The 25931-nt window shown below is 50.9% G+C and carries 24 protein-coding genes and 1 pseudogene; 12 read left to right on the forward strand and 13 right to left on the reverse strand.

The window, feature by feature from the left end; all coding sequences use genetic code 11:
• Window positions 1-53 precede the first annotated feature (53 nt).
• Window positions 54-590 (reverse strand): GNAT family N-acetyltransferase, encoded by a 537-nt coding sequence (locus tag ACVB80_RS07070; protein ID WP_481080576.1) that lies wholly within the window; start codon window positions 588-590, stop codon window positions 54-56.
• A 58-nt stretch (window positions 591-648) separates the two neighbouring features.
• Window positions 649-1824: a MerR family transcriptional regulator gene (locus ACVB80_RS07075; protein WP_481080577.1), complete on the reverse strand. Its 1176-nt coding sequence runs from the start codon at window positions 1822-1824 to the stop codon at window positions 649-651.
• A 205-nt stretch (window positions 1825-2029) separates the two neighbouring features.
• Between ACVB80_RS07075 and ACVB80_RS07080 the strand changes: the two genes are divergently transcribed.
• Window positions 2030-3937, forward strand: coding sequence for a methyl-accepting chemotaxis protein (locus tag ACVB80_RS07080; protein WP_481080578.1), 1908 nt, complete (start codon window positions 2030-2032; stop codon window positions 3935-3937).
• 72 nt (window positions 3938-4009) lie between these two features.
• Here ACVB80_RS07080 and katG read toward each other — a convergent pair whose 3' ends face one another.
• From katG to ACVB80_RS07095, 3 genes are all read right to left on the reverse strand, one after another.
• Window positions 4010-6184 (reverse strand): catalase/peroxidase HPI, encoded by a 2175-nt coding sequence (katG, locus tag ACVB80_RS07085; protein ID WP_481080579.1) that lies wholly within the window; start codon window positions 6182-6184, stop codon window positions 4010-4012.
• 168 nt (window positions 6185-6352) lie between these two features.
• Window positions 6353-6724 carry a hypothetical protein gene (locus tag ACVB80_RS07090; protein WP_481080580.1) on the reverse strand — a complete coding sequence of 124 codons (372 nt, stop codon included), beginning with the start codon at window positions 6722-6724 and terminating at the stop codon, window positions 6353-6355.
• On the reverse strand, window positions 6721-7041 hold the full coding sequence (locus ACVB80_RS07095; protein ID WP_481080581.1) for a monooxygenase: 321 nt from the start codon (window positions 7039-7041) through the stop codon (window positions 6721-6723). Before ACVB80_RS07095 ends, ACVB80_RS07090 begins: the two co-directional genes overlap by 4 nt.
• 118 nt (window positions 7042-7159) lie before the next feature.
• Here ACVB80_RS07095 and ACVB80_RS07100 point away from each other — a divergent pair, with 118 nt between their 5' ends.
• A complete protein-coding gene (locus tag ACVB80_RS07100; protein WP_481080582.1) occupies window positions 7160-8050 on the forward strand; it encodes a LysR family transcriptional regulator in 891 nt (296 codons plus the stop codon).
• 195 nt (window positions 8051-8245) lie between these two features.
• A pseudogene (locus ACVB80_RS07105) lies at window positions 8246-9860 on the forward strand (BCCT family transporter).
• 76 nt (window positions 9861-9936) lie between these two features.
• Here the strand turns inward: ACVB80_RS07105 and ACVB80_RS07110 are convergent.
• From ACVB80_RS07110 to ACVB80_RS07120, 3 genes are read right to left on the reverse strand one after another with little or no spacing between them, the layout of a single operon-like run.
• Entirely contained in the window at window positions 9937-10482 is a 546-nt protein-coding gene (locus tag ACVB80_RS07110; protein WP_481080583.1) for a dihydrofolate reductase family protein, read from the reverse strand.
• Between the two features lie 51 nt (window positions 10483-10533).
• Window positions 10534-12399 carry a M48 family metallopeptidase gene (locus ACVB80_RS07115; protein WP_481080584.1) on the reverse strand — a complete coding sequence of 622 codons (1866 nt, stop codon included), beginning with the start codon at window positions 12397-12399 and terminating at the stop codon, window positions 10534-10536.
• Complete coding sequence (locus ACVB80_RS07120; protein ID WP_481080585.1) at window positions 12399-12989, reverse strand: LemA family protein; 591 nt, start codon at window positions 12987-12989, stop codon at window positions 12399-12401. Before ACVB80_RS07120 ends, ACVB80_RS07115 begins: the two co-directional genes overlap by 1 nt.
• 149 nt (window positions 12990-13138) lie before the next feature.
• On the opposite strand from ACVB80_RS07120, the gene ACVB80_RS07125 reads away from it, so the two are divergent.
• Window positions 13139-14071: a GGDEF domain-containing protein gene (locus ACVB80_RS07125; RefSeq protein ID WP_481080586.1), complete on the forward strand. Its 933-nt coding sequence runs from the start codon at window positions 13139-13141 to the stop codon at window positions 14069-14071.
• Between the two features lie 57 nt (window positions 14072-14128).
• On the opposite strand, the gene ACVB80_RS07130 is transcribed toward ACVB80_RS07125, so the two are convergent.
• A complete protein-coding gene (locus ACVB80_RS07130) occupies window positions 14129-15289 on the reverse strand; it encodes an iron-containing alcohol dehydrogenase (RefSeq protein ID WP_481080587.1) in 1161 nt (386 codons plus the stop codon).
• Between the two features lie 118 nt (window positions 15290-15407).
• Window positions 15408-15740 (reverse strand): hypothetical protein, encoded by a 333-nt coding sequence (locus ACVB80_RS07135; protein ID WP_481080588.1) that lies wholly within the window; start codon window positions 15738-15740, stop codon window positions 15408-15410.
• Between the two features lie 151 nt (window positions 15741-15891).
• Between ACVB80_RS07135 and ACVB80_RS07140 the strand changes: the two genes are divergently transcribed.
• From ACVB80_RS07140 to ACVB80_RS07150, 3 genes are all read left to right on the forward strand, one after another.
• Window positions 15892-16761: a LysR family transcriptional regulator gene (locus ACVB80_RS07140; RefSeq protein WP_481080589.1), complete on the forward strand. Its 870-nt coding sequence runs from the start codon at window positions 15892-15894 to the stop codon at window positions 16759-16761.
• 74 nt (window positions 16762-16835) lie between these two features.
• On the forward strand, window positions 16836-17234 hold the full coding sequence (locus tag ACVB80_RS07145; RefSeq protein ID WP_481080590.1) for an OsmC family protein: 399 nt from the start codon (window positions 16836-16838) through the stop codon (window positions 17232-17234).
• 132 nt (window positions 17235-17366) lie between these two features.
• The gene (locus tag ACVB80_RS07150; protein WP_481080591.1) at window positions 17367-18512 is read left to right on the forward strand and encodes a pectin acetylesterase-family hydrolase; all 1146 of its coding nucleotides are present in this window, start codon (window positions 17367-17369) and stop codon (window positions 18510-18512) included.
• Window positions 18513-18548: 36 nt separating this feature from the next.
• On the opposite strand, the gene ACVB80_RS07155 is transcribed toward ACVB80_RS07150, so the two are convergent.
• Entirely contained in the window at window positions 18549-18953 is a 405-nt protein-coding gene (locus ACVB80_RS07155) for a hypothetical protein (RefSeq protein ID WP_481080592.1), read from the reverse strand.
• Between the two features lie 165 nt (window positions 18954-19118).
• Here ACVB80_RS07155 and ACVB80_RS07160 point away from each other — a divergent pair, with 165 nt between their 5' ends.
• Window positions 19119-19982 carry a LysR family transcriptional regulator gene (locus tag ACVB80_RS07160; RefSeq protein WP_481080593.1) on the forward strand — a complete coding sequence of 288 codons (864 nt, stop codon included), beginning with the start codon at window positions 19119-19121 and terminating at the stop codon, window positions 19980-19982.
• Between the two features lie 19 nt (window positions 19983-20001).
• On the opposite strand, the gene ACVB80_RS07165 is transcribed toward ACVB80_RS07160, so the two are convergent.
• Window positions 20002-20565: a porin family protein gene (locus tag ACVB80_RS07165; protein WP_481080594.1), complete on the reverse strand. Its 564-nt coding sequence runs from the start codon at window positions 20563-20565 to the stop codon at window positions 20002-20004.
• A gap of 1057 nt (window positions 20566-21622) precedes the next feature.
• On the opposite strand from ACVB80_RS07165, the gene ACVB80_RS07170 reads away from it, so the two are divergent.
• From ACVB80_RS07170 to ACVB80_RS07185, 4 genes are all read left to right on the forward strand, one after another.
• A complete protein-coding gene (locus tag ACVB80_RS07170) occupies window positions 21623-22018 on the forward strand; it encodes a hypothetical protein (RefSeq protein ID WP_481080595.1) in 396 nt (131 codons plus the stop codon).
• 92 nt (window positions 22019-22110) lie between these two features.
• Entirely contained in the window at window positions 22111-22506 is a 396-nt protein-coding gene (locus ACVB80_RS07175) for a hypothetical protein (protein ID WP_481080596.1), read from the forward strand.
• A 314-nt stretch (window positions 22507-22820) separates the two neighbouring features.
• Window positions 22821-24200 (forward strand): NfeD family protein, encoded by a 1380-nt coding sequence (locus ACVB80_RS07180; protein WP_481080597.1) that lies wholly within the window; start codon window positions 22821-22823, stop codon window positions 24198-24200.
• Complete coding sequence (locus tag ACVB80_RS07185) at window positions 24193-24981, forward strand: slipin family protein (protein ID WP_481080598.1); 789 nt, start codon at window positions 24193-24195, stop codon at window positions 24979-24981. The genes ACVB80_RS07180 and ACVB80_RS07185 overlap by 8 nt, the downstream gene beginning before the upstream one ends.
• A gap of 95 nt (window positions 24982-25076) precedes the next feature.
• On the opposite strand, the gene ACVB80_RS07190 is transcribed toward ACVB80_RS07185, so the two are convergent.
• A complete protein-coding gene (locus ACVB80_RS07190) occupies window positions 25077-25664 on the reverse strand; it encodes a DJ-1/PfpI family protein (protein ID WP_481080599.1) in 588 nt (195 codons plus the stop codon).
• Between the last annotated feature and the right edge of the window lie 267 nt (window positions 25665-25931).

The raw sequence follows: 25931 nt of genomic DNA on the forward strand, positions 1-25931 counted from the left end.
TCGACCAATTAGTAAAAAGAGAGCCTCACCGGGCTCTCTTTTTATGTGTATGTTTACCAGTAAGCCTGATTATTAAGCGCTTTGGCGCAGCGGGTTTCCCCAACTACCGGTTTGATCCCTTCACCGGTCAGTGACTGAGCCAGCCATCCTTCCGGGTAGCTCAGTTTGAGCGGTGCCTTCACCAGCTCTTCGCTGATCAGCTCAAAGCCGGTTTTAGAGTAGAAGTTGATGTCTCCATAGGTGACAGCCAGAGTAGCACCAGCTTCACGCAGGGTGTTCAGACCGAAGTCGATCAGCGCCTGGCCGATACCTTTGCCCTGGCAGTCTGTGTGGACGGCAACCGGGGAAAGCAGCCATGCGTTGGTGTCGTCTTCGCAGTGCAGCGGGGTGAAGATAATGCAGCCGGCCAGCGTTTCTCCTTCCATTGCGGTGAAGACTTTCAGTTCGCTCTCGTCTGTCATCTCAAAGAAGTCTTTCACCAGCTCAGCGATAACTTTGCCTTCCTCTGCGCCTTCTGAGTCACTGAATGTTTTAAGGAACAGGTTCTGAATCTCTTCTTCCTGACCTGGTGTATATAGTGCGTATTTCATGTTTTATCCGTTTTTGGGCAGCCCCGGGATATACACCGGCGGCTGCGTGTTATTTGGTTCAGCGCCTTTTGCGCAGAATAAAGAAGTGATAGCCAAAATCACTTTCCAGGTGGTTGTGGTAGATATCCAGTTCGGTTTGCAGGTTTTCCAGTGCGACTGAGCCCGGCATCCGGGGTTTCAGTTCATCCACCCGCTGTTGCAGTGGTTCAAAGTAGTTCCGCCAGGAATCCGTGCTGATGGTGAACTGATTTAACACTTCATATCCGGCGGCTTTTATCTGCTCAAGGCGAGTCGGGATAGTCTGCATATCCGGGTAGTCGCTTTTCCAGAAGGCTTTCGACTCCGGATGCGGCTGGTCGCTCAGCCACACCAGGTCGCTCAGAACCAGAACGCCGTCCTGCTCCAGCAGCGGCTTCCAGCTGGTCAGTGCATTGTTGACGCCCATAATGTAGACACAGCCTTCAGCCCAGATAAGGTCGAAGCTCTCTTTCTCAAACGGCAGCGCCGTCATGCTGGCGCAGACCGGGTTGACCCGTTCAGACAGGCCTTCACTCTGCAGCATTTCGCTCAGCCGGTCGATGGCAGACATTTCGTTGTCTACCGCTGTGATTTCGGCGCTGGTGTTTTTAACCAGCTCCCGGGTAGAGAGCCCTTTACCGCTGCCGATTTCCAGAATCGTTTTTGGTTTTTCCGGCAGCATTGAGAGTGCCTTCAGAGTTTCGTCCCTGCTGCCCGGGCCCCAGCGGTCCAGGGTTTCAAAGACCTTCATAAAGTCGGCCATGTACTGGTCGTGTTCGTTCATATCTTTTGATAACCATTTCACCCGCAGCGCTTCTTTTTCGTTAAAGCCCTGCTTAATCAGCCAGTCCAGATGAGCATCTGGCGCGTTTTCGCTGAGAGACTGGTGCCATTCGGTCTGCAGGCCTTCACCAAGCAGGGCGGCCAGCAGGTTTCGCGACCGCTGCTTTTGCTCTATCTCCCTGTCGAGCTCTTCCAGCCGGTTTTGCAATAGCCGCCTGTCCACTTTGGCTTCCAGACACGCCTGACACTCTTTCAGTGTCAGGCCACCGGCCTGAAGCTGCTGAATCAGGCGCACGCGCTGCAGGTCTGAGTCACTGTAGGCCCGGTAACCGTTGCTCATTCGTTTGCCACAGATAAGCCCAAGCTTTTCGTAGTAAAGCAGTGCAGTGCGTGACAGCCCAACCAGGGCCGCCAGTTCAGATATACGGTACATACTCTGTCTCTCATTACGTTGGCTGCAGCATAAAGTGTAAAGCTATAGACAGGTCAAGCAACAGGGAGATCTTTTTTTGTGGCATTGCGGGACTTCACATAAGGAACTGCTTACAAGAAGTATTAGATAAGGCCTGCCTGAATTTTTATAAATATCAACTAAGCTCAAGATGAATCAGAAAAATCCTGCATAAAGGATAGGAACTATGAAAAATCTGGGATTTAAAAACCTGTTGCTAATTGCCACTCTGACGCTGGTGGCATTATCGGTAGCTGTGTCCGGTATCATTTCGTACCAGAATGAAGCGAGAACGCTCACCAACCTGATCATCAGCAGTACGGAGAGTTTTGTGGAATCGTCAGCCAAAAAAGTGGAGCTGGTGGTCGGAGATAAAGTTGGCGCGGTAGGTAAGATAGCCTCTCTTTATAAAAACAAAGAGGTAGTAGGAACGCCTGAGGAGCTCATTAATATGACCCATCTGATGGCGGCAGCGGCAAACCTGAACAGTGCTGTGGTCGGGTTTGAAAACGGTGATGCTTACTGGAATCAGGAGGCCAAAACCTGGCCGAATCATAAGTATGAGGGTGATGTGACGACCAGAGGCTGGTATCAGGCGGCCCGTCAGTCCAGCGGTACTTCGGTGACGGACCCATATCTTGGCTCAGAAGGGGATGTGTACTGGATCAGTATCGTTGAGAAAACCCTGAGCGGTATGGTTTCGGTGGATATGAAGCTCGGCTTCCTGAACGAGCTGGCAAATGCGGCGACGGAGATCCCGGGGTCAGTCGCGGTGATTATTGCCGAAGATACTTCGATTCTGGCCAGCTCTTCGCCTGCACTGAAAGTGGGTGAGAAAGGGGACAGTATCGCTTCTCTTAAAGATGTGCTTCATAACGCGGTGAAACAGGATCACGCCCTGCAGGAATACACGCTTGATGGTGTGGATAAGATTCTGTTTTCAAAACGAATCAAAGCCGGTGATAAGAACTGGTATTTTGTACTGGGCCTGGATGAATCTGTAGCCTTTGCTGATTTGTCGGCGGCGAGGTCTGAAGCAATATGGGTGGGTGTCATTGCCTGTCTGGTAGCTGTGGTTGCAGCTTACTTCATTATTCAGCTTCTCTATACGCCGATTGTCCAGCTCAAGAAAACCATTCTTGACCTGGCACAGGGAGATGCGGACCTGACCCAGAGATTGAAGGTGGACTCGCATGATGATCTTGGTCAGATAGCCGAAGGGGTAAACGGCTTTGTTGAAAACCTGCAGCAGATGATGAATCAGATCCACGATGCTGCAGGAGTGCTGCAGCAGAATGTGATGCGTTTGCAGGACAACTCTTCGCGCAACTCTTCTATTCTTGATTCTCACGTTTCTGAAACAGAGCAGGTGGTGACTGCAATCGAAGAGATGAATGCGACCGCTGAATCTATGGCGGCAGACGCAGCAAGTACCGCTCAGCTTACCCAGAAAGCGAACGCTGCCAGTGAAGCTTCAAGAGGGACGGTAACCAGTGCCCAGGACTCGGTTTCTGCCCTGGTAGAAGACGTGCAGGGCACTGCAGGCAGCGTGCAGAAGCTGAGCGATGAGACAGACAGCATTAACCAGATCCTGAATGTGATCGGCGATATCGCCGAGCAGACTAACCTGCTGGCGCTGAATGCAGCCATTGAGGCGGCCAGGGCTGGTGATCAGGGACGCGGCTTTGCGGTGGTCGCTGATGAAGTGCGTAAGCTTGCCACCCGTACCAAAGAGAGCACCGAAGAAATCGAGTCTGCGCTGGGCAGCCTGCTGAAAGGTAACCAGCAGGTGGTTCGTGCAATGGACACCACTAAAGACCGTTGTCAGAGCACAGCAGACGCCATGGGCGCGGTGGCTGAGAGCCTGAGTTCGATGACGCAGCACGTAACGGATGTGAGCGATTTAAGCTCGCAAATCGCAACCGCGGCAGAAGAGCAGAGTAGTGTTACTCATGAGCTCAGCCGGAATATGAGTGCGATTAACGATATTGTTCAGGAGCTCGACCAGAACGGCAAAGAAGCGCTGAGTGATGCGGAGAGTATTTCAGATGTTAACACTAAGCTTAACGATATTGTTGGCCGGTTTAAGCTCTGAACAAAATGGCCGGCCCAGTGGCCGGATTGGAACTTACAGATAAGGCCTCCCGAAAAGGGAGGCCTTACTTTCTTAGACCAGGTCGAAGCGGTCAGCGTTCATTACCTTACTCCAGGCGGCGATAAAGTCGCGGACAAACTTCTCTTTGTTGTCATCCTGGGCGTACAGTTCGGCGTATGAGCGCAGCACGGAATTTGAACCAAATACCAGATCCACCCGGGTGGCGGTCCACTTCATTTCACCGGTTTTGCGGTCACAGATATGGTACAGGTTGGCGCCTTTTGGCTGCCAGGTGTAGGTCATATCGGTCAGGTTGACGAAGAAGTCATTGCTTAGCGCGCCTGGGTTGTCGGTAAACACGCCATGGGAAGTGCCGGCGTAGTTACTCTCAAGCATCCGCATGCCACCGACCAGTACAGTCATTTCCGGCGCGGTCAGGCCCATCAGTTGTGCGCGGTCCAGCAGCAGCTCTTCCGGCGTTACGGCATACCACTGCTTCTGCCAGTTACGGAAGCCGTCAGCCAGAGGCTCCAGTACCGCAAACGAGTCGGTATCGGTCATTTCGTCACTGGCGTCACCGCGGCCGGGTGAGAACGGCACGCTGATATCGAAGCCGCCCGCTTTTGCTGCCATCTCCACACCCAGGTTACCGGCCAGCACTATGGTGTCGGCAACACTTGCGCCGTTTTCAGCAGCGATGCTCTCTAGTACAGAAAGAACCTTTTCCAGTCTCTCCGGCTCGTTACCCTGCCACTGATTTTGGGGAGCAAGGCGGATACGGGCGCCGTTCGCACCACCGCGACGGTCAGAGCCACGGAACGTACGCGCGCTGTCCCATGCAGTGGCAACCATTTCGCCGATGCTCAGTCTGCTGTCTGCGATCTTCGCTTTGACGTTGTCTATATCGTAGTCACGGTTGCCCGCCGGAACCGGGTCCTGCCAGATGAGATCTTCATCCGGTACATCCGGGCCGATATAGCAGGCTTTTGGCCCCATGTCGCGGTGGGTGAGCTTAAACCAGGCGCGTGCGAAAGTTTCGGAGAAGTAGTCCGGATCGTTATAAAAACGCTCTGAAATCTTGCGGTATTCCGGATCCATTTTCAGCGCCATGTCTGCGTCAGTCATCATCGGGTTGTAGCGAATGCCCGGGTCTTCGACATCGACCGGCTTGTCTTCTTCCCGGATGTTTACCGGCTCCCATTGCCAGGCTCCTGCCGGGCTTTTGGTCAGTTCCCAGTCATAGCCGAGCAGCAGGCTGAAGTAGCCGTTATCCCACTGAGTTGGATGGGTTGTCCACGCGCCTTCAATGCCGCTGGTGACCGTGTCGCGGCCTATGCCCCGGCTGTGGTGATTCAGCCAGCCAAAGCCCTGGTCTTCAAGGTTGGCGCCTTCCGGCTCTGCGCCCAGCTTGCTGGCATTTCCGTTGCCGTGTGCTTTGCCCACGGTGTGGCCACCTGCAGTCAGGGCGACGGTCTCTTCGTCATTCATTGCCATACGGGCAAAGGTAGTACGCATATCCTGAGCGGTTTTCAGTGGGTCTGGATTACCGTCAACACCTTCCGGGTTGACATAGATAAGGCCCATCATTACCGCGGCCAGAGGGTTTTCCAGCTCACGTTCGCCTGAGTAGCGGCTGTTTTTGCCACCGCTCGGTGCCAGCCACTCTTTTTCTGAGCCCCAGTAGATGTCTTTTTCCGGATGCCAGATATCTTGGCGGCCAAAACCGAAACCGTAAGTTTTCAGTCCCATCGACTCGTAAGCCATGTTACCGGCGAGGATCATCAGATCCGCCCAGCTGATTTTGTTTCCGTATTTTTTCTTGATTGGCCACAGCAGACGTCGCGCTTTATCCAGGTTGGCGTTGTCCGGCCAGGAGTTAAGTGGTGCAAAACGCTGACTGCCTGTGCTGCTGCCCCCGCGCCCGTCGGCGATGCGGTAGGTACCGGCGGAGTGCCATGCCATACGGATCATCAGGCCACCATAGTGTCCCCAGTCAGCCGGCCACCACTCCTGGCTGTCGGTCATCAGGGCTTTAAGGTCTGCTTTGAGTGCGTCGGTATCGAGTTCTTTCAGGGCTTCTCTGTAGCTGAACCCCTCGCCAAGCGGATCTGTCTTATGGTCGTGCTGGTGCAAAATATCGAGGTTGAGTGATTTGGGCCACCAGACAGGGTCTGACTGGCTGGACGAGGTGGCACCGCCGTGCATTACCGGGCATTTTCCTGCAGATTTATTATCATGGTCTTTCATGTTTTGCTCCTTAATCCACCGCCTCTGGCAGTGGTCTGTAATAGGATAAGTACGGCCAAAATCGTACTTAAGCGAACACAAGACCTCTAACTCATTGTGGCTATTAATTTAATAGGTATTACCGAAATGAAGAAGGTGCAGAGGGCCGGGGCCCTCCGTATAACAGGGTTATTGCTTTTTTAGCTGGAGGTAGCTAAGCAGTGTCAGCGTCAGGAAGAACACCGGATCACTCCAGCCAAATCCGGTAAAGATGCCGGCTACAGCTGCGTAACCGGTAATAGCTGCACCAAGAGCGTTGGTAAACAGCAGTGCTTTAATCAGCTGAGTGGCTGATGTACCGTTTTCAATGTCCCGTAGTAGCCAGGTGATCGCAGCGACACCGCCGAGAAAGATGCTGGTGTGCTGCGACAGGAACAGCGCGTACTTATCGTTGATCTCTACACCATACAGCGGCCACATCAGTGCCGGAACGACAAACAGCGCTACCGCAAACAGGGCATAAATGGCGCCATGCAGACTGAGGAACTGACGGTTGCTCATAATGGCTTCTCCATGTTTACCGGAGCACGGTTAATGGCGCTGAGCGGTTGGTTAATATCAAAGATGATCCCTCTGACTTCCTCAACACCCATCGCTTTTAGTCTTGCGCTGTGCATTTCCAGGTAGGCCAGGGCACTGGCTTCATCTTCAAACAGATATACTCCACCACCAATTTGCTGGTGGGCATTCTCGGTCCAGATCTTCCAGATCATGCCTGGTTCCTGATTGATTGACTCTGCCAGCTGGGTGAGCTGGTTCGCCATCTCTTCACCAAATGGGCCATTAAAACCAAAATCGACCTGTAGTAACTTTTTCATTCTCTTGCTCCGTTGTCTGAATCCTGCCACACGTCGGTGGCGTTGGAGCTATTCTTATCTATATAAAATGAACAAAAAAGTTCATAATATTGCGAGATAATGTGGAAAAAATAGACCAATGAGACTTAAGACCACCCTGGAACAGTGGATGACGCTGTTTGAAATAGAACGTGCAGGCAGTATTCAGGCGGCTGCTGGCGTGATGAACAAAAGCCACACAACCCTGATCTATGCGGTGAGAAAGCTGGAAGATCAACTGGGTGTCGATTTGGTTCAGGTTCAGGGAAGGCGGGCAGTGCTGACCGAAGATGGCCGCTCCCTGCTAAGGCGTGCCAGTGCGATGCTCGAACAGGCTCAGGAGCTGGAGCTGGTGGGCGAGCAGCTCTCTCAGGGAGTGGAGTCTGAGCTCACTATCGCAATGGATCACCTGTGCGATCCTCAGATGCTTTACCGGCCACTGGCTGAGTATCTTAAGCAGAATCAGTTCACTTCAATTCAGGTAGTAGAAACCTCACTGAGCAAAACCACCGAAATGGTCACCAGCGAAGAGGCCGATATTGCCATTATTAACCTGCCGGTGACCAACTATCCTGCTGAAGCGTTTGGCCTTACTAGTATGCTGCCTGTGGTATCGGTCAATCACCCTTTGGCCTTGCCCGAAAAGGTTTGTCTGGCGGAGCTTTCCGGTCTGGCACAAATTGTTATCCGGGATCTGGGCGACCGTTCGCAGGGGCAGGATGTTGGATGGCTCAAGTCATCACAGCGGATCACGGTCGATAATTTCGACCACGCACTGCGCGCTGCGCAGGCTGGCCTGGGTTACTCTCGTCTTCCCCGCCATATCATCAGCCAGGCTGCCGCAGGGTCGCTGAAAGTGCTGGAGGTAGAGCAGGCTCAGAGCTACCAGGTGCCGCTGCATATTACGCTGCCCAAAGGCGCAAAGACCGGGCCGGCGGCGAGGTGTCTGTATGATTTCCTGGTCAGGAATGAAAATCCGGAGCAGGATTAAGCCAGCTCTTACGTTCCATTTTGTTTTTAATCTCAGGGAGATGGACAGTTTTCATCAGGATGTTGAGTTAAATGTAAATAATAAAGTGTGATCTGGGTCACGCAGTCATGTTAGGATCGCCGGCTTTTTACAGCCCTGGTAAAACTTACCGGGGGAAATACATGGCCCTTAGGTCCACAAAATAGCGAACGATTTATGTCAGATATGACAAACGCTACCTGCTGCTCTTCGATTGATGAGTCGCAATATCCTGCAGTTCATCCTCCTTCCCTTGGAGAAAAGCTTGCGCTGAATAATCCTGTCTTCCTGCTCAGCGGCAGTTTCCTCTCTCTCTTCGTGTTGCTCGCCCTTACTCACACCCACACGCTTACTGCATCGATTAGCAGTGCATTTTCTTACGCTACTCAGTACTTTGGTGCTTACTGGCAGGTACTCTTGTTGCTTAACTTTATTATTGGTCTGGCCATCGCGATAAGCCGGACCGGCGCGGTGCGCCTTGGCGCGCTTGAGACGCCAGAAATAGATACCTTTAAATGGCTGTCGATTGTGCTTTGTACCCTGCTCGCTGGTGGTGGGGTATTCTGGGCGGCGGCTGAGCCAATTGCTCACATGGTGAGCGCTCCGCCCCTTTATAGTCAGGCTGGTTCACTGAAAGAAGCGGCGGTTAATGCCCTGGCTCAGTCATTTATGCACTGGGGCTTTCTTGCCTGGGCGATTTTGGGCTGCCTGTCATCTGTTGTGCTGATGCATCTTCACTACGATAAAGGCCTGCCGCTCAAACCAAGAACTCTGCTTTACCCCGTGCTGGGTGAGAAGGCGATTAATGGCTGGCCGGGTACCCTGGTGGACTCGTGCAGTATTATTGCCGTGGCAGCCGGTACTATCGGCCCGATTGGCTTTCTTGGCCTGCAGATCAGCTACGCTCTCAGTGAGCTGTTCAGCCTGCCGGATACCTTTGTCACCCAGAGCCTGGTTATTCTGGCTGCAGTGGCCATGTATACCCTGTCTGGCTGCAGTGGCCATGTATACCCTGTCTGCGCTGAGTGGCGTGAGCAAAGGGATTCAGATCATCAGCCGTTACAACATTCTGATGTCGGCCGGTCTGATCGGTTACATCCTGCTGTTCGGTCCAACGGGCTTTATTGTCGATGGCTATCTTCAGGGTGTAGGCCAGATGGTTGATAACTTCTTCCCGATGGCACTGTTTCGTGGTGATACCGCCTGGCTGAGCAGCTGGACGGTGTTTTTCTGGGGCTGGTTTATTGGCTATGGACCAATGATGGCGATCTTTATCGCGCGTATCTCCCGTGGCCGGACTATCCGCCAGCTTGTGTTGTCTATCAGTATCGCAGCGCCGCTTATCACCTGCTTCTGGTTCAGTATTGTTGGTGGCAGTGGCCTGGCATTTGAGATTGCCAACCCGGGTTCAATCTCAGGGGCTCTGGAGGGCTTTAATCTGCCTGCCGTTCTGCTGGCGATCACCGCTGAGCTGCCGATGTCTGTGGTGATTTCAGCGCTGTTTCTGCTGCTGACTTCTACCTTTATCGTCACCACGGGTGACTCGATGACTTATACCATCAGTATGGTGATCACAGGTTCAAATGAACCAAATGCAGCGGTGCGCGCATTCTGGGGCATCATGATGGGCCTGGTGGCAATCGCGCTGATCTCAATGGGTCAGGGCGGTATCGGCGCACTGCAGTCGTTTATTGTTCTGACCGCGGTGCCTGTGTCGTTTATTCTGCTGCCTTCTCTCTGGAACGCCCCAAAAATAGCGGGTGAAATGGCGGATAAACAGGGGATTCGCTAGTAGTCTGATGTATTTCCCACCATCTGGTGATGGTGGGATTATTCGGTTCTCGGTTCTCGGTTCTCGGTTCTCGGTTCTAGGCTCTGGACTCTCTCACTCTCACATAATGACTCTGTACAATCGCATCCAGATAAACTGTGCTGCTCTTAAGCTCAAAGTTCTGTGGTTCAGCAAGCTCTCCAAACAGCGGTGAGCCACCACCGAGCAGTACCGGAATGGTTGAGATGATCAGCTCGTCGATAAGATCCTGTTTAAGGAAGTTCTGGATGGTGAGGCCGCCGTCGATATAAAGATCCTTATAGCCTTTGCTGTTGAGATCTTTCAGCAGCTCATCCAGCGGGCCGTTGACCAGAAAAACTTTATCCTCATACCCTTTGGGGACAGTTTTCAGGGTGTTGCTGAGTACAAACACTGGTTTGCTGTACGGCCATTCCACACCAAAACTCAGCACCATTTCCAGGGTGTTTCTGCCCATCACCAGCGCGTCGACTCTTTCCATTAAAGGGCCAAAACCCATATCGATGCCGTCTGGGTTTGGTATCTGATGCAGCCAGTCAAGGCCGCCCTGTCTGTCTGCGATATAGCCATCTAAGCTGGCAGCGATAAAAACGATATTTGCCATTACTGTTTACCTCATGAAAAAAAGAGCCACCGTCCGGCAGCTCTTCAAAGTTTACACTGAAACCGTCAGCGGCGGCTCCGGTACCTCAAGGAAGCAGGCAATCACCCGGTAGAGTTCGCCTTCTGCGACGGTGATCTTACCGTCAGATTCAACTGCAATCCGGCAGGCTTTAACAAAGGCGTGTTTATCCTTTGGTTTGAGCTGTACCAGCAGCTCCAGTGCTACCCGGGTCAGTTTCCAGTTTTGGTTGGACGCTTCCAGCTGTAGAGCTGGCAGGCCAATGTGCTTAAGCGCGGCGTCATAAGCCTGTTGCGCTTTCTCTGGTTTCGGATGACAAACCCAGGCCAGCTCGCGAAGCACCCAAAGAGCACTCTCTTCCACCTGTTTGAGTGTTTTGTGCTGGCCAGCTTTACCGAAAGAGGGCAGCAGTTGTTTCTCCAGCAGATTGATCACGCACCATTCGCTGAGAGAGTAGTGGTTGTCCATCTGAGCCAGCTCGCGCAGCACCTCACACAGGCGGTGCTTTTGCCCGTCACTGAGGGACTTCAGTGCCGGTATAGCCAGCTCAAGCAGTGGCAGGTGCAGGTGATGGGGAAGATCATGGTCCAGCCATGGCATCATGCGGGGCTGTGCGGCTGGCGGAATATGGTTGGCGATGGCGCTGCGCTGGCTATCGGTTCCGTCAAAGATCAGCATCAGGGTGATAAAGCGGGCGCTGTAGGGTTCTCTCGCCATATCAGCCAGTTCTGGCGGGATTTGACTGATCAGTTTCTGGCCTGCTGCGCTCACGTGCTCAGGCTCCGGAGCTGCCCCGGGGGCTGGCTGCTGTGTTTGAGGCGCTGCTCCGGCGGCAAATCCGCTGGCCTGAGCATGAACAGAGGCACCAGTAGACGGGTTGTCCGCGCTGTAGTTGCCATCCCATCCCGGCTCTATCCGCAGGATGCGTTCTTCCAGTGGCGGGTGGGTGGCAAACATGCCTGAAAGGCCGCTCAGTTTGCTCTGGCCAAACATCATGTGGCTCATCTCCTGGCTGGCTTTGGAGGCCAGTGTGGAGCCTGTGCTGTGGCCGCCGATCTTTTTCAGTGCTCCGGCGATACCCTGATCATTACGGGTAAACTGCACTGCGCTGGCATCAGCCAGAAACTCGCGCTGACGCGAGATCGAGGCTTTGATCATCGAGCCAAACAGGGTACCCAGCCAGCCAAGAATGATGCAGACCACAGCGATGAGCATGATGGCGGCGAGTGTTTTTCCGGAATCTGATGAGCTGGATGAAGAGCTGCGGCGGGAACGGGGCATGTTATCCAGTACCAGATGACCAAACCACGCGATACAGGTAATGCCAAACAGTATGCCAATCAGGCGGGTATTGAGTCGCATATCCCCGTTGAGGATATGGCTGAACTCATGAGCGATCACGCCCTGAAGCTCGTCACGGCTGAACGCATCCAGCGAGCCCTGGGTAACACCGATCACCGCATCGTCTATGCTCATTCCGGCAGCGAAAGCATTAATGCCGTGCTCTTTTTCCATCACGTAGACTGGTGGCACCGGCATTCCGGCAGCAATCGCCATCTCTTCAACTACGTTGAGTAACTGACGGTGTTTGCCGTTTGTGGTATCGGTGGAGATAAGTTTGCCGCCCATGCTTTCAGCAACACCGCGGCCACCATTAGAGCCGAGATCGTGCAGCCGGATGGCGCTGCTCATGCCCACAACAAAGGCCACGCCGAGGAAGCAGTAAAGGCTGTACTCAGCCATTTTCCCTGGCTCAAGTGGTTCTCCGGTGGTGCTGAGATAGATAGCTATCGACACCACACTGACCAGGGCGGTGATGGTCAGCACCGCCACAGAGAACAACACCACCAGAAGCCCGGTACGCTGGCGCGCGGTATCCTGATGCTGAAAAAAATCCATCAGAAGCTCACTTCAGGCGCAGCCTGAATAGCTTCGCTGTCAGCAAACTCCAGCAGCTTGCCATCCTGGAAGCCAAACATATTGGCGAAGATCACTGGTGGGAAAGTCTGCTTGTAGGTGTTGTAGCTGGTTACCGAATCATTGAATGCCTGACGGGCAAACGCGACCTTGTTTTCTGTGCTGGTCAGCTCTTCCTGCAACTGGCTCATGGTCTCATTGGCTTTCAGTTCCGGGTAGGCTTCAACCACCACATTTAGTTTGCCCAGTGCGCTTTGCAGCATGCCTTCGGCCTGAGCAAGCTGGCCGATAGCTGCTGAGCTGTCCGGTGCATCACTGGCCGCTTTCAGACCGGAAATCGCCTGGTTACGGGCCTGAATAACACGTTCAAACGTCTCTTTCTCGTGCTCCATGTAACCTTTGGCGGTATTGACCAGATTTGGGATCAGATCGTAGCGGCGTTTCAGCTGAACTTCGATCTGAGCGAAGCTGTTTTTGAAGCGGTTGCGAAGCGTTACCAGCTTGTTGTAGATACTGATGGCGTATACCACCACAAGCAAAACAATGACGATGAGGACGATTAGTGTGGTCATAGTGCATTCCATTTTGTGAATAAAGCTTAGTTGCTTATATAACCTGCTGACCTAAAAAGCAAATTAACCAGTCGTTACCGTATTGTGTCTCATGGGCCAATGCATGCCTATACTTATAACAGTAAGCAGGAAAATGACGGAGACACACCATGCCGGACGATCCCAAACTCGCCATAGAAGCGGTGCTGCATCAGGGGCTGGATATTTCCCCCGACTGTTTTGGTGTACTGGATGAAAACAACTGCATTCTTTATTGCAACAGTATCTGTGCGAGTATTTTTGGTACCACCAAAGAAAAGGCGCATGGCCAGCATGCAGAAGATTTGCTGCGTAAAGCATGGCACTCTAAACAGGGGGTCAGGATAGAAACTGACGACATTGAAGCCTGGCTGCAGGATGTTTACGAGCTTCAGCAACAAAAGCCGATCAGTCAGTTTGAGATAGATATGGTCGACGGGCGCTGGTATCAGATGACCCGGATGAATATGGAGAATGGCTACAAGCTGCTGTTCGGGGTTGATATTACCCTGCTGAAGAAAACCCAGCGTGAGCTGGAGCTTGCCAACCATGAGATTGAGCGTCTGGCTAATCAGGATCAACTGACCGGGGTGTTTAACCGCCGGGCATTTGAGCATGCAGCCGGGGCCGAGTTTGAGCGCGCGAAGCGCTACGGATTCCCGCTCTCTCTGCTGCTTCTGGATGTGGATTACTTTAAACAGGTTAATGACAAGTACGGTCATGAAGGCGGAGATAAGGCGCTGGCCAAGTTTGCTGCCACCTGTGCCGGACTGATCCGTCAGTCTGATGCGATCTTCCGTATTGGCGGCGAAGAGTTTGTGATCCTGCTGCCCAATACAGAGCGGGATGATGCATTCCATCTGGCCGAGCGTATTCGCGCGGTAGTTGAACATCAGGGAGTCGAGGTAAACGGCTCATTTGAACCTGTGATGCTGACCACTTCTATTGGCGTTGGCTCGATAATGAGCCACGACGGCAGTATCGACCAGGTTCTGTTGCGTGCCGATCAGGCGCTCTACCATGCCAAGAAAGCGGGGCGGAATCAGGTATCGGTAGGGCACTGAGTAAAGGCAGATAAAGAGAAGGCAGGGAGTTTCCCGGCCTTTTTGTGAATGCGGCTGTTACAGCGCGCTGGTCAGGATCTTTCTCACCACATCCGGGGTCAGGTCACCACTTTCTGAAAGGGCAGTCATACCCAGGTTTTCCAGGTTGGCGATCACTTTTTCGATGCCCCGCTGGTCAATGTCGTAGTGCGACAACCGGGTAACGATATCGAGTGAGTTAAAGAAGGATTCGGTTTTATCAATTGCCTGGTCGATCTTCTCATCGTCGCTTCCTTCGGTAATATCCCAGACACGTTCGGCGAACTGCAGCAGCTTATCGCGTTTGTGTAGTTTACGCTCGCGCAGCAGGTGCGGCAGTATAATAGCCAGGGTTCTGCCGTGGGCGATATCGAACAGAGAGGTCAGCTCGTGGCCGATCATGTGCGTTGACCAGTCCTGCGGAACGCCAACTCCGATTAGGCCATTAAGCGCGTTGGTCGCAGACCAGATAAAGTTCTTACGCGCTTCTATATCTTCATTGTTTGCGTAAGTCACCGGGCCGATCTCTATCAGGGTCTTCAGCAGTCCCTCAGAGAAGCGGTCCTGTACCAGGCCATTGGCCGGCACCGTCAGGTACTGCTCGATAACGTGCACAAACGCATCCGCGACCCCATTGGCGATCTGCGCTTTTGGCAGAGTCTGGGTCAGTTGCGGATCAAGGAAAGAGAACTTCGGAAAGGTCAGCGGCGACATAAACAGCAGCTTCTGGCCGTTGTATGTCACCACGCCACCCATATTCATCTCAGAGCCGGTAGCAGGCAGGGTGACCACACAGCCAAACGGCACGGCAGATTCGGTCGGAACCGGGGCGAAGCCGCTGAACAGAATGTTCTGGTACTCGTCGCTGGCGTAGCGCGCAGCCAGGGCGATAAATTTGGTGCCATCCATTACCGAGCCACCGCCGACAGCGAGAAGAAAATCGACTCCTTCCGCTTTTGCCACTTCGGTTGCTTTTACCAGGGTTTCAAACTTCGGGTTGGCTTCAATGCCGCCAAACTCAACTACCTCATGGGACCTCAGAGCCTGGCGTACCCGCTCAATCGTGCCGTACTTCTTCGCGCTCTGGCCGCCAAACGTGATCATGACTTTGGCACCGGCCGGAACAAGGCGGTCTAGCTCATTAAGGCGGTTCTGGCCAAATACGATTTGAGTGGGGTTGTAATAATCGAAATTTTGCATAGCTGCTTTCTCACTTTGGTTGTGTGGCTGACAATCACCAGTCTAGAGAAAAGCGCCAGGCATGCACTCGCCAAAGATGCCAACTCACTTGCCAAAAGTGACAACAGGCGGGCAGAGGTTAACGTGGCCATCTGAGCTGCCAAAACAGCTCGATTCTGTCCTTCGTCGCAATACGGACAGAGCCCTCACTGCCTCTGTTGATGGTTATCCTGGGAAGCACTTCTACTGTACAGGTTCCTTTTTTGTCCTCATGGCACTGTTGTTCAACAGTCGCGATCGGAGAGATGCAGTCATCGCACAGCTGCAGGGTGGAAAGTGTCAGGAAGGTGTTCAGCCCGGCACCTGCCGGACTGATATTCGTCCGGCTGTTAAGTGCTAATCTGTGGGGGCCATAGTCGGTATTGGCTAAGATCAGTCTGATTTCAACTTCTTCGGCAGAGGAAATGAACATGTTGAACTCACTTATTGTTTTTTTACTAAGGTTAAGCTTTCATGCTCGTCTGTTCTATGCAAACTCCGTTAGTAAATTGTGATGGAGTTTGCTCTTGCGCCGGAAAGAGAGTTCTTCCAGAATCACTCTGAACAGGACAACCGGAACTACCATGAACCTCAATGCCATCAGAGCTTTTGTTTATACCGCCGAAACCGGCTCAATTTCTGCGGCCGCACGGCGGATGGGGCGCAGCCGGGCGCAGCTTAGTCAGTGGATCAGCAGCCTGGAGATAGACTGGAATACACAGCTTTTTAGCCGGGAAGGCTATACGCCGGAACTGACAGCCGAAGGCAAAGCCATGCTTGATGAGTGTAAGCAGATGCTTCGGATGGAGCAGTACATTAATCAGAAAGTCGGTAGCCTTCAGGATGGCCACAGTAATGAAATCAACATAGGTGTCAGTCGTTATCTGGGGTATAAAACGCTGGCTCAGGCGATAATCCTGTTTCATCAGAAGTATCCCAATATTGATTGTAATTTCTATGGGCGCTGCGATGAAGATTTGATGAGCGATCCCAACAACTATGACCTTTCGGTGGGGTATTACGCCGACGTACTCAATGATTACCTGCATGTTGAGCAGGTCTGTGAGCATACCCATCTGGTGGTGTGCGGAGCCGGGCATCCGCTGGCAAATCAGGACGTGGTTTCTATTCTGGATTTTAACCAGTACACAGTGGCTGACCTGCGTAAAGAGACAGATAAAGAGTACTGGCCGACTCTGCCGGATCAGAAATGCTGGCTGGTAGATGACTACGAAGCAGCACTTGAGCTGACCGAAGCCAATCTGACGCTTTTCTTTACGCCTAAACACCGTATCGAGCAGGAGCTGAGAGACGGAAAGCTGCTTATTGTTAACCATCCTAAGGCAGTATCCGTTGTACGCCTTGGAGTATCCTGGCAAAAGCCGCGCAATCTGTCAGAACCGGAGAAATACCTGCTTGAATGTATTAAGCAGGTTTTTTGCCAGCATGGCTGACAGGCTTGCCCGGTTCGTCAACTCATTGTAAGTTCGTTCTTAAATCGCACCGCATCCAGCAGTAAGGAGCAAGCATGCAAGCAGAAGTAAAATGGGTTGATGGACTGAAATTTATCGGCACTTCGCCATCTGGCCACTCAATCGTAATGGACGGAAACGGTGGCGAAACCGCCCCAAGTCCGATGGAAATGGTACTGATGGCCGCAGGTGGCTGCAGCTCAGTGGACGTGGTAGATGGCCTGAAAAGTGCGGGCCAGACCGTGACCGGCTGTAACGCTAAACTGACCACTGAGCGTCGTGAAACTGCGCCACGGGTGTTTACTGCGATTAATATTCACTTTGAAGTATCCGGCAAGGATCTGGATGCAGACCTGGTAGCGAAGGTATGTGCTGATTCGCTGGAGAAGTACTGCTCAGTGTGCCTGATGCTGGGGCAGGGCGTGGAAATGACCCACAGCTGGGAAGTGCTCTGATCCCGGCTCAGTAAGGTTCAGCCGGGACTGCCCGGCTGATCTGTAATAAACCTGCTACAGAGTGTGAATTCATCAGTTATTTGATTTGTTTTACATTGAATACATAACTTCAATGACACTTAGCAGGTAACTATGAAAACGGCTCATCTTATCTTTCTCTCCCTTGCAATATCACCGCTCTCTCATGCCACGGGTCTGGGAGGAGCAACAGTCACCGAGTCCCAATTGACCGGTTTGTGGCAGGAGGTGGAGCCAGGTGGCGACACCATGTGCAGTGACGGCAGCCCTTACCGCTTTTATCACCAGAAAGGCAGTTCTGATAATCTTCATATCTTCTTTCAGCCAGGCGGCGCGTGCTGGGATGAAGAGAGCTGTAATTTGCCCGTACACTGGCAGGATAAAGCTAAGAGCGTTGAGGGCGGCATCTATTACGCCGATGCGCTGAACATGAATGAAGCGGCTTTTCAGACCGGTATTTATCGCCAGGAAAGGCAGGCTAACCCTCTGAAGGACTGGAACAAGGTGGTGGTGACCTATTGCTCCGGCGATGTACATATTGGTAACGCAGAGCGCCAGTACCGCGGCCCTGACGGTAAGCTGAAAACCATACATCACAAAGGGCAGTCTAATGCCCGGGCGGTACTGGACTGGGTTGCTGAAAACTACCCAAAAGCAGATAAAGTGTTTGTTTCAGGTGAGAGCGCAGGCGGTCATGGGGCAATCTATTATTTGCCGGCTATCGCTGAAATGTACCCCGACAGTCAGATTTTCCAGTTGTCGGATGGTAATGCACTGACTACGGAGAGGTTCGCAGAGATTACCGGCTGGTGGGGCGTTAACGCTAAGGAGACGTTTGGATTCGAAACCACCAACAATACGATGAATGATGGTTATCGCTATGCGCTGGAGAAGTTTAAGGATGAGCCCCGTGTTACCATGATGCAGCAAAATACCATCAGGGACAGGGCGATGGTCGGCTTTCAGGCCAGAACCAGCCGTGTGGCAGTAACCGATGCAATCAAGGCCCGCTGGCAACAGGATATGGTTTACGCAACCCAGGAGTTAAAGCAGCTCAGTAACAACAATTACTATTATTGGATTTCTGACTGCCATATGGACCCGAAAACCAAGCTGACCCCGCACTGCCTGGAGTGGCTGGACGAGTTCTATACCTGCAAACAGGATGGTGTAACCTTCTATCAGTGGCTGGACGGGATTCTTAACCAGAACAAACGGTTTGATGTCGGCTCGCGTTTTTTACCTGCTCCGCTTAAGTAAGAATGAAAAAGGCTCTTATATTTAAGAGCCTTTTTTTCAGTTCAGTAACTGTACCCTCCAGTAAATATCAGTAAATGCCTCTGAACCAATTTCGATACTTCCTTCACTGCCCGGTTTCAGGGTCAGGCTTGGTGAAGTAAACAGGTTATAATTTCCCTTCAAAACATTGTGTACCTGCTCAACCTCAGCGATCAGCTCGATACTGTCATCGTACATAACCCGGTCAGAGACCGTCAGATAGGTGCGGTAGTCGGAGTCTGGCTGGGTGATATTCGTTCTGGTGTTCAACTGGATCTGATGCCTGCCGTAATCGGAATTTTGCAGGATCAGATGAGTATCAATGTCGGGCTGTTGCTGCTCTTTGCCGGGAAGCCACAGGGCTCCTGCAATAGTGGTGAGTGACAGGGCCAGAAACAGGCCGGATGCTGAAATAACTCGCATGTTTTCTCTGAGATTTGGCGCAGCAATATCACTGCCCGGTCAGCATATAAATTACGGTCACAACCAGCCATTCACACTCTGTCACAAAAACAGGACGGTGTACTCTTGTACTAAAAGCTGGTCTCTACCATTATCAAAGTCATCAATAATGCGGGTGCCGACACGATGAATTTAAATGCGATAAGGGCTTTTGTGTACACTGCACAGACCGGCTCTATTTCTGCTGCTGCGAAGCGGATGGGGCGCAGCAGGGTCCAGCTCAGTCAATGGATCACCAATCTTGAAATTGACTGGAATACGACTCTGCTCAGCCGGGAAGGCCATAAGCCGGAGCTGACCGAAGAGGGTAAGAATCTTCTCAACGAGTGTAAGCAGATGCTGCGTATGGAGCAGTACCTGACCCAGAAAGTTGACAGTATGCAGGAAGGCTTCAGCAGTGAGTTAACAATCGGTGTGAGCCACTACCTTGGCGGTAAAGCTGTAGTTCAGGCGGTAGAAGAGTTTAACCAGCGTTATCCCAACATTGACTGCCATTTTTTCAGTCACAGTGATGAAGACCTGATGGATGATCCTAATCGGTACACGCTGTCACTGGGTTATTATACCGAGCAGCTTTGTGACCAGTTCCATGTTGAGCATGTGTGTGAGCAAACCTTGCTGGTGGTGTGTGGTGATGACCATCCGCTTGCCATGCAGGAGGAGGTTTCTATTCTGGAGCTGAACCAGTACACGGCAGCAGCCCTGCGGAAGAACACCGAGAAGGAATACTGGCCTACATTGCCGGATCAGAAATGCTGGTATGCCGACGACGCGGCGACGTGTATTGAGCTGACCAAAGAGAATCTGACGATCATGCTGGTACCAAAGCATCGAATAGAGCGTGAGTTAGATGAAGGAGAGTTGGTCATCATCAACCATCCTCAGGCAGTTTCCAGCGGAGATGTGGGCGTGTTCTGGCAAAAACCTTATGTTCAGAGTGAGCCAGAACGTTATTTGGTTGAGTGCATAAAAAAGGCATTTACCGCCTGAGCGGTAAATGCCTGACCGGTTAGAATCGGTAGTTAATAGAAAGGTTAAACCCGCCCAGTTGCAGATCTTGTGGTTTCTTTTTACCAACCGCATAGTTAATGTAGTCAGCGCTTACAGTCAGGTTATTGGTAATGTCATAACCAACACCCACACCCAGTGACGGCTTGAACTGACGATGATGTTCCGTTTTTTTAGGATCTTCAAGATGGCCTTTCAGTCCATATTTCACGTTAGAAACACCAGCAAGGCCATACAGATATGCCTTATCAGTCACGTTCATGCTGAACTTAGAGTACAGACCCAGGTTATAGTTGTTGCTTAGTTCAACGCCATCTTTCTTATAGCTGTTCGCCTTATTGATTCGCCCTTCAACGGAGAACCAGTCGTTTACCTGGTAACCGGCATTCAGACCAAAGCTGCGGGCATTAAATTTCTCGTCCTTATCATTTCCAGTCGCTTCCTTGCTGATAGTGCCGCCCAAGTTTCCTACGTTGGCGCCAAGATAGAAACCGCTGTTGTCTGCAGAAGCCAGGGCTGAAACAGATAACAGAGATGCAACTAAAAAAGTAAGTGGTTTACGCATTGTTTTGATTTCTCCTCATTGATAATGCGGGGTGGATTATTGATGAAAAGTTCAATGCGGAGAATTCAGTTTCTGTAGCAGATTTATTACAGGTTGTGGGAGTGCATCATACGGGCAGTGTCGCTGGAAGGTTTGTTAACATCTCGCGCTTTGGCTCTATCCACACACAAGAACGAGATCACTTCATATTCTTCAGAGAATTTCTTTTCGCTTTTGACAGAACGATAGTGCAATGGATTGCGCTCTCACTATTTACTCTGTGAATTTATGTGGTTTGATTTATGTGAATTAGCTCATAGCTCACTCTGAAGGATTTCGTTACATTCCGAAAAATTTTCACAAGCAAAGCTTACAGAATGGGTAGATGGAATAGCTCGGATGAAGGGATTAACAATCTGTGGGAAAGTTAGGCAAGCTTGGTTTTAATCAGGCTGGAGTACATTATGTATACAAGATTTAAGATTGTCGATATTGCTGTATTGCTACTTTTCATCCCTTCAATGTCTGTAGCGAGTTACAAGTGTAATAAATTCGAACTGGATTCTTACTTTAATCTTAAGGAGGAAGGCTACGCTTTGGCCAGGCCTGATAGCACAGGGACATCCTTCATATTACCTAAACTGATTGACTGTAAAATTCATATGAATTTGGTTTTAAATAACCATGATATATTAAAAAATAACAAATGAAAAAAGAAAGAGCATGGAGACTGAACTAATACGAGAGCTATGCGCACAGGATTACGTGTCTGGTTTGGTTGATAAAATGGGAGTGGTTTATTTTCGCTTTGGTGATGTGTTTAATAGGGATATGTTGGAATTTTCGTTGACAAAGAAAGTATGTGGGGACGTCAATTGAAATGTATATAGCATCATGCAATAAAAGAAAAGTATCCTAACTAGAAGGAAGGGTTAATTCTATTTTAGAAAGGCTGGCAGACGCTGGGTGGCCCCAAATAAATAGAAGGCTATATATATGCCAGTGATGCTTCTGTGATCAATAAAAAACAACATCGATTTTTACTTAGAGCCTGGTTTTACTTAAACAGGAGGAAACTATGAAAAAATACTTTAAATATATCTTTCCAGCTTTAATCTGGTCAGGCTGTTCTTTAGCAGCAGAGCAATGTGAACAGAATGTCTTGGATTTTTACTCTGGTATTAAAGAGAAAGCCTATGGCTCTAAGCCTAACGCAGATAGGATTTATGTTGCGCCTCCAAAAATCATAAATTGCATTGTTCATATTTATCTAATAGCTAATAGTTCTGATAAAGACAAAGTAACTGGTGAAGAGCTGGTTGCAAGGAAAGAGATAGCAAGAAAATCCCTTTGCAGTGATGAATCAAATATACAATCTGCAAGTGAATTAGGTGGTGTTGTATATGTATTTAGAGACTATTACAATCGAGACTTGTTTTCTGTAGCTTTGAATAAACAGACCTGTAACAGGTGAGTGAGGGTGTATTTATGTCAGTGAGGCTTATATAATTAAAAAGCAACACCGATTTTACTTGAAGTTTTGATTTACTCAAATAGGATGAAATAATGAAAAAACACTTTAAATATATCTTTTTAGCTTTAATTTGGTCAGGGTGTTCTTTAGCTGCGGAGCAATGCAATCAAAATGTCTTGGATTTTTACTCAGGTGTAGAAGTGATAGCTAATAGCTCTAAGCCTAACTCCGATGGGATTTATATAGGCTATCCAAAAATCAAAGATTGTATAGTTCACATGTATTTAATTTCTAATAGTACAGATAAAGAAAAAATATCAGATGAAGAGTTGCTTATAAGGAGGGAGGTGGCCAGACAGTCCCTTTGCAGCGATGACTCAAATATACAATCCGCAAACAGCTTAGGTGGTGTTGTATATGTTTTCAGAGATTATTATAAACGAGACTTGTTTTCTATAACCTTGAATAAAAAGACATGTAGTAAGTGAGTATAAGGTATTGTTATGTCAGTAAATGGATTGCCGGATGTTCTACCTGGCAATCTCAGGGTAGCAATAAATTAACGATGGAAATAGCTGTTTCAATGTAAGTACTGACTTAAGTAGCACTTTGCCTTACGTTAGGCTACTGAATATTTTATGATTTACTAAATGACACTTTTTTTAGATCGAGGATAGTCTCTGGCTCCTGCTTCTATTGACCTCATTTCGTATGTACCGAAGCAAAGGCTGCATATCAATATCCCCACACAACAGCCACTTATCGACTAAACTCTAATTAAACACGCTTGTGGAGTGTCCGGATGTGTCGATGGGTGATGGGGCTTTTCCTGTATTGTCTCCTTATAATTCCCGGTTCGTCTGTGGCTGAGCAGTTTGCTCCTGAATCTGCTTCTGAGTCAGCTTCCTCCAGGACGGTACCGGTACTGGCTGTCAGCGGGGCGATAGGCCCGGCTGTGAGCGAATATCTTATTAATGAAATACGGCGGGCGAATCAGCAGCCCGGCGTTCCTGCTGTGATCATTACCCTGGATACCCCGGGTGGTCTGGTGTCCAGCCTGCGTGACATCAATCAGCAAATCCTCGCTTCTGACGTTCCGGTGCTTTGCCTTGTTTACCCTCAGGGGGCCAGGGCTGCCAGTGCCGGTACGTTTATTCTTTATGCCTGCCATATTGCGGCCATGTCTCCGGCGACTACGCTTGGGGCTGCGACGCCGGTCAATATTGGCGGTGGTACGCCAGGCGGTGAAGAAGAGGGTAAAGAACAGCAGTCAAAAGAGCCCAGCGCGATGGAAAAGAAAGTCCTCAATGACTCTGTCGCCTACATCCGCTCGCTTGCTCAGCTTCGCGGACGTAACGTGGAGTGGGCGGAAAAAGCGGTCACTGAAGCGGCTACGCTCTCTTCTTCCGAAGCGCTGGAAATGAACGTGATCAACCTGATCGCAGAAAGCCCGCAGGATCTGCTGGCTAAGCTGGAAGGCCAGAGTGTGATGGTTAACGAAGAGCCGTATCAGATGGCCTTTGATGGCGCAGAACTGGATCAACGCGAGCCTGACTGGCGCAACAAGTTCCTCTCTACCATTACCGACCCCAATATCGCTTACATCCTGATGATTATCGGCATCTACGGTCTGCTGCTGGAGTTCTACAGCCCGGGCTTTGGTATCGCCGGGATCATGGGGGCTATTTGTCTGCTTATTGCTATGTACGCGTTCCAGATGTTGCCGGTGAACTATGTCGGAGTGGGGCTGATGCTGGTGGGGATCGCGCTGCTGATTGCCGAATCCATGGTGCCGAGCTTTGGCCTGTTTGGCTTTGGCGGGATTGTCGCCTTTGTGCTCGGCTCGCTGTTTTTGATTGACAGCGATCTGCCGGAGCTGCAGGTGTCGATGAACCTGATTTACAGCATCGCGCTGATATCAGCGACGTTTGTGGTGTTTGTGTTGCGGCGGATCTGGATGCTGAGGAAAAAGCAGGTGGTATCGGGCCTGGAATCAGTGATCGGTACCGAGGTGCTGGTGATAGAGAGTGCAGATAACGGCGGTTTTGTTTTGGTGGATGGAGAGCGGTGGTCAGCCCTGGCTGACGAGCCGCTGCAGGAAGGGGAGACCGTTGTGGTTGGCGGTGTGGATGGTCTGACCCTGCTGGTGAAAAAATTACCGGGGAGAAAGGAGAATGGGTGAATTAATAGTACAAAGCGGAATGGTGACCCCCGTACTGGTTGTGGTGCTGGTACTGCTGATCGCGTTCAGTATGTTCCATGTGCTGCGTGAGTACGAGCGGGGTGTGATCTTCTTCCTGGGCCGTTTTCAGGCTGTGAAAGGCCCGGGCCTTATTATTGTTATCCCGATCGTTCAGCAGATCGTCAAAGTGGACATGCGCACCGTGGTGATGGACGTGCCGAGCCAGGACGTGATCAGCCGCGATAACGTATCGGTGCGGGTGAATGCGGTTATCTATTTTCGGGTGGTGGATGCGCAGAAAGCGATCATCAAGGTGGAAGACTATCTTCAGGCTACCTCACAGCTGGCACAAACCACGCTGAGATCCGTACTCGGTCAGCACGAACTCGATGAAATGCTGGCTAACCGTGAGATGCTCAACAACGATATTCAGTCGATTCTCGATACCCGTTCAGACGGCTGGGGGATCAAAGTGTCAGACGTGGAAATCAAACACGTTGACCTTAATGAAACCATGATCCGTGCTATCGCCAAACAGGCAGAAGCCGAGCGTGAGCGGCGGGCGAAGATCATCCATGCTTCGGGTGAAATGGAAGCGTCAGAGAAGCTGGTGGAGGCGGCCAACCGGATGTCGGCCCAGCCGAATGCGATAATGCTTCGTTACCTGCAAACCCTGACCGAGATCGCCGGTGAGAAGAGCTCGACTATAGCGTTCCCGCTGCCGATGGAACTGATGAAGAGCATTTTCAGTCAGGATAAGGGAAAGAGTGATAAAGAGTAATACCAGTCCGGGGCAATCAGCCGGGCAGAGCAGTTACCGGGTAAGACTGCTGCAGTAACAAACCGCGCTTCGGCGCGGTTTGTTTTTTGCGGAGCTTAAAAGCGCAGAACGGAATCTGGCCAGCCTTCGTAATAAATGTGGTCCGCCTGCCACAGGATGTGGTCCGGGTCGTCGGTGCGCAGTGTTTGGGCAACCGTCAGAGCGAAATCAAAGCTGCAGCCAAGGCCCTTACCGGTAATGAACTGACCATCGGTGACCACTTTGGCGTCGACAAAAATGCCGTCTTCCACCATGGACTCAAGACCACTGCCTGTCACAAAATGTTTGCCTTTCAGCAGGCCATGGCGGCCCAGCACCTTGGCCGGCGACGAGCACAGCGCGCAGATATAGCGGCCATTTTCGATATGGCGTTTGATAAAGCTCAGTACCTGCGGATTGGCCGAAAGGTTATCCGTTCCCTGAGGGCCACCTGGCATCATGATGGCGTCATAATCCTGGCCAAACTTCTCGTTCAGGGTAAAGTCGGCAGTGAGCCGGGTTTCAAAATAAGTCTCAAGCGCCACCTCATCTTTACAGGCAAGCACATCCACTTTCATACCAGACCGGCGTACCACATCAATAAATACCACTGCTTCCGCTTCTTCGAATCCGTCCGCCAGCAGTACTGCTACTGTTTTTTGCATAATCATCTCCTGATAAATCAGGGGGGATCATACTGCTAATCGGTCAATAATGAAAAAGTGTTTTATAAAAAATATGATCTATCTTCATTTTGATCTTCTCAGAAAGATGAGAGCCTATATCGACCGGGACAGAAGCAGGAAAGCGCAATGACAAGTGAACAAGAGTATTGCGTTGGTTTGTAGTGCTACAAGTTGCAAATTAGCACATACCATTCCATAAAATGAGCTTGTAACGACTTGTTCTAAGAGCGTCGTTAGTTATCAAAG

The organism is Vibrio sp. 9-16B-A1, from assembly GCF_056726165.1.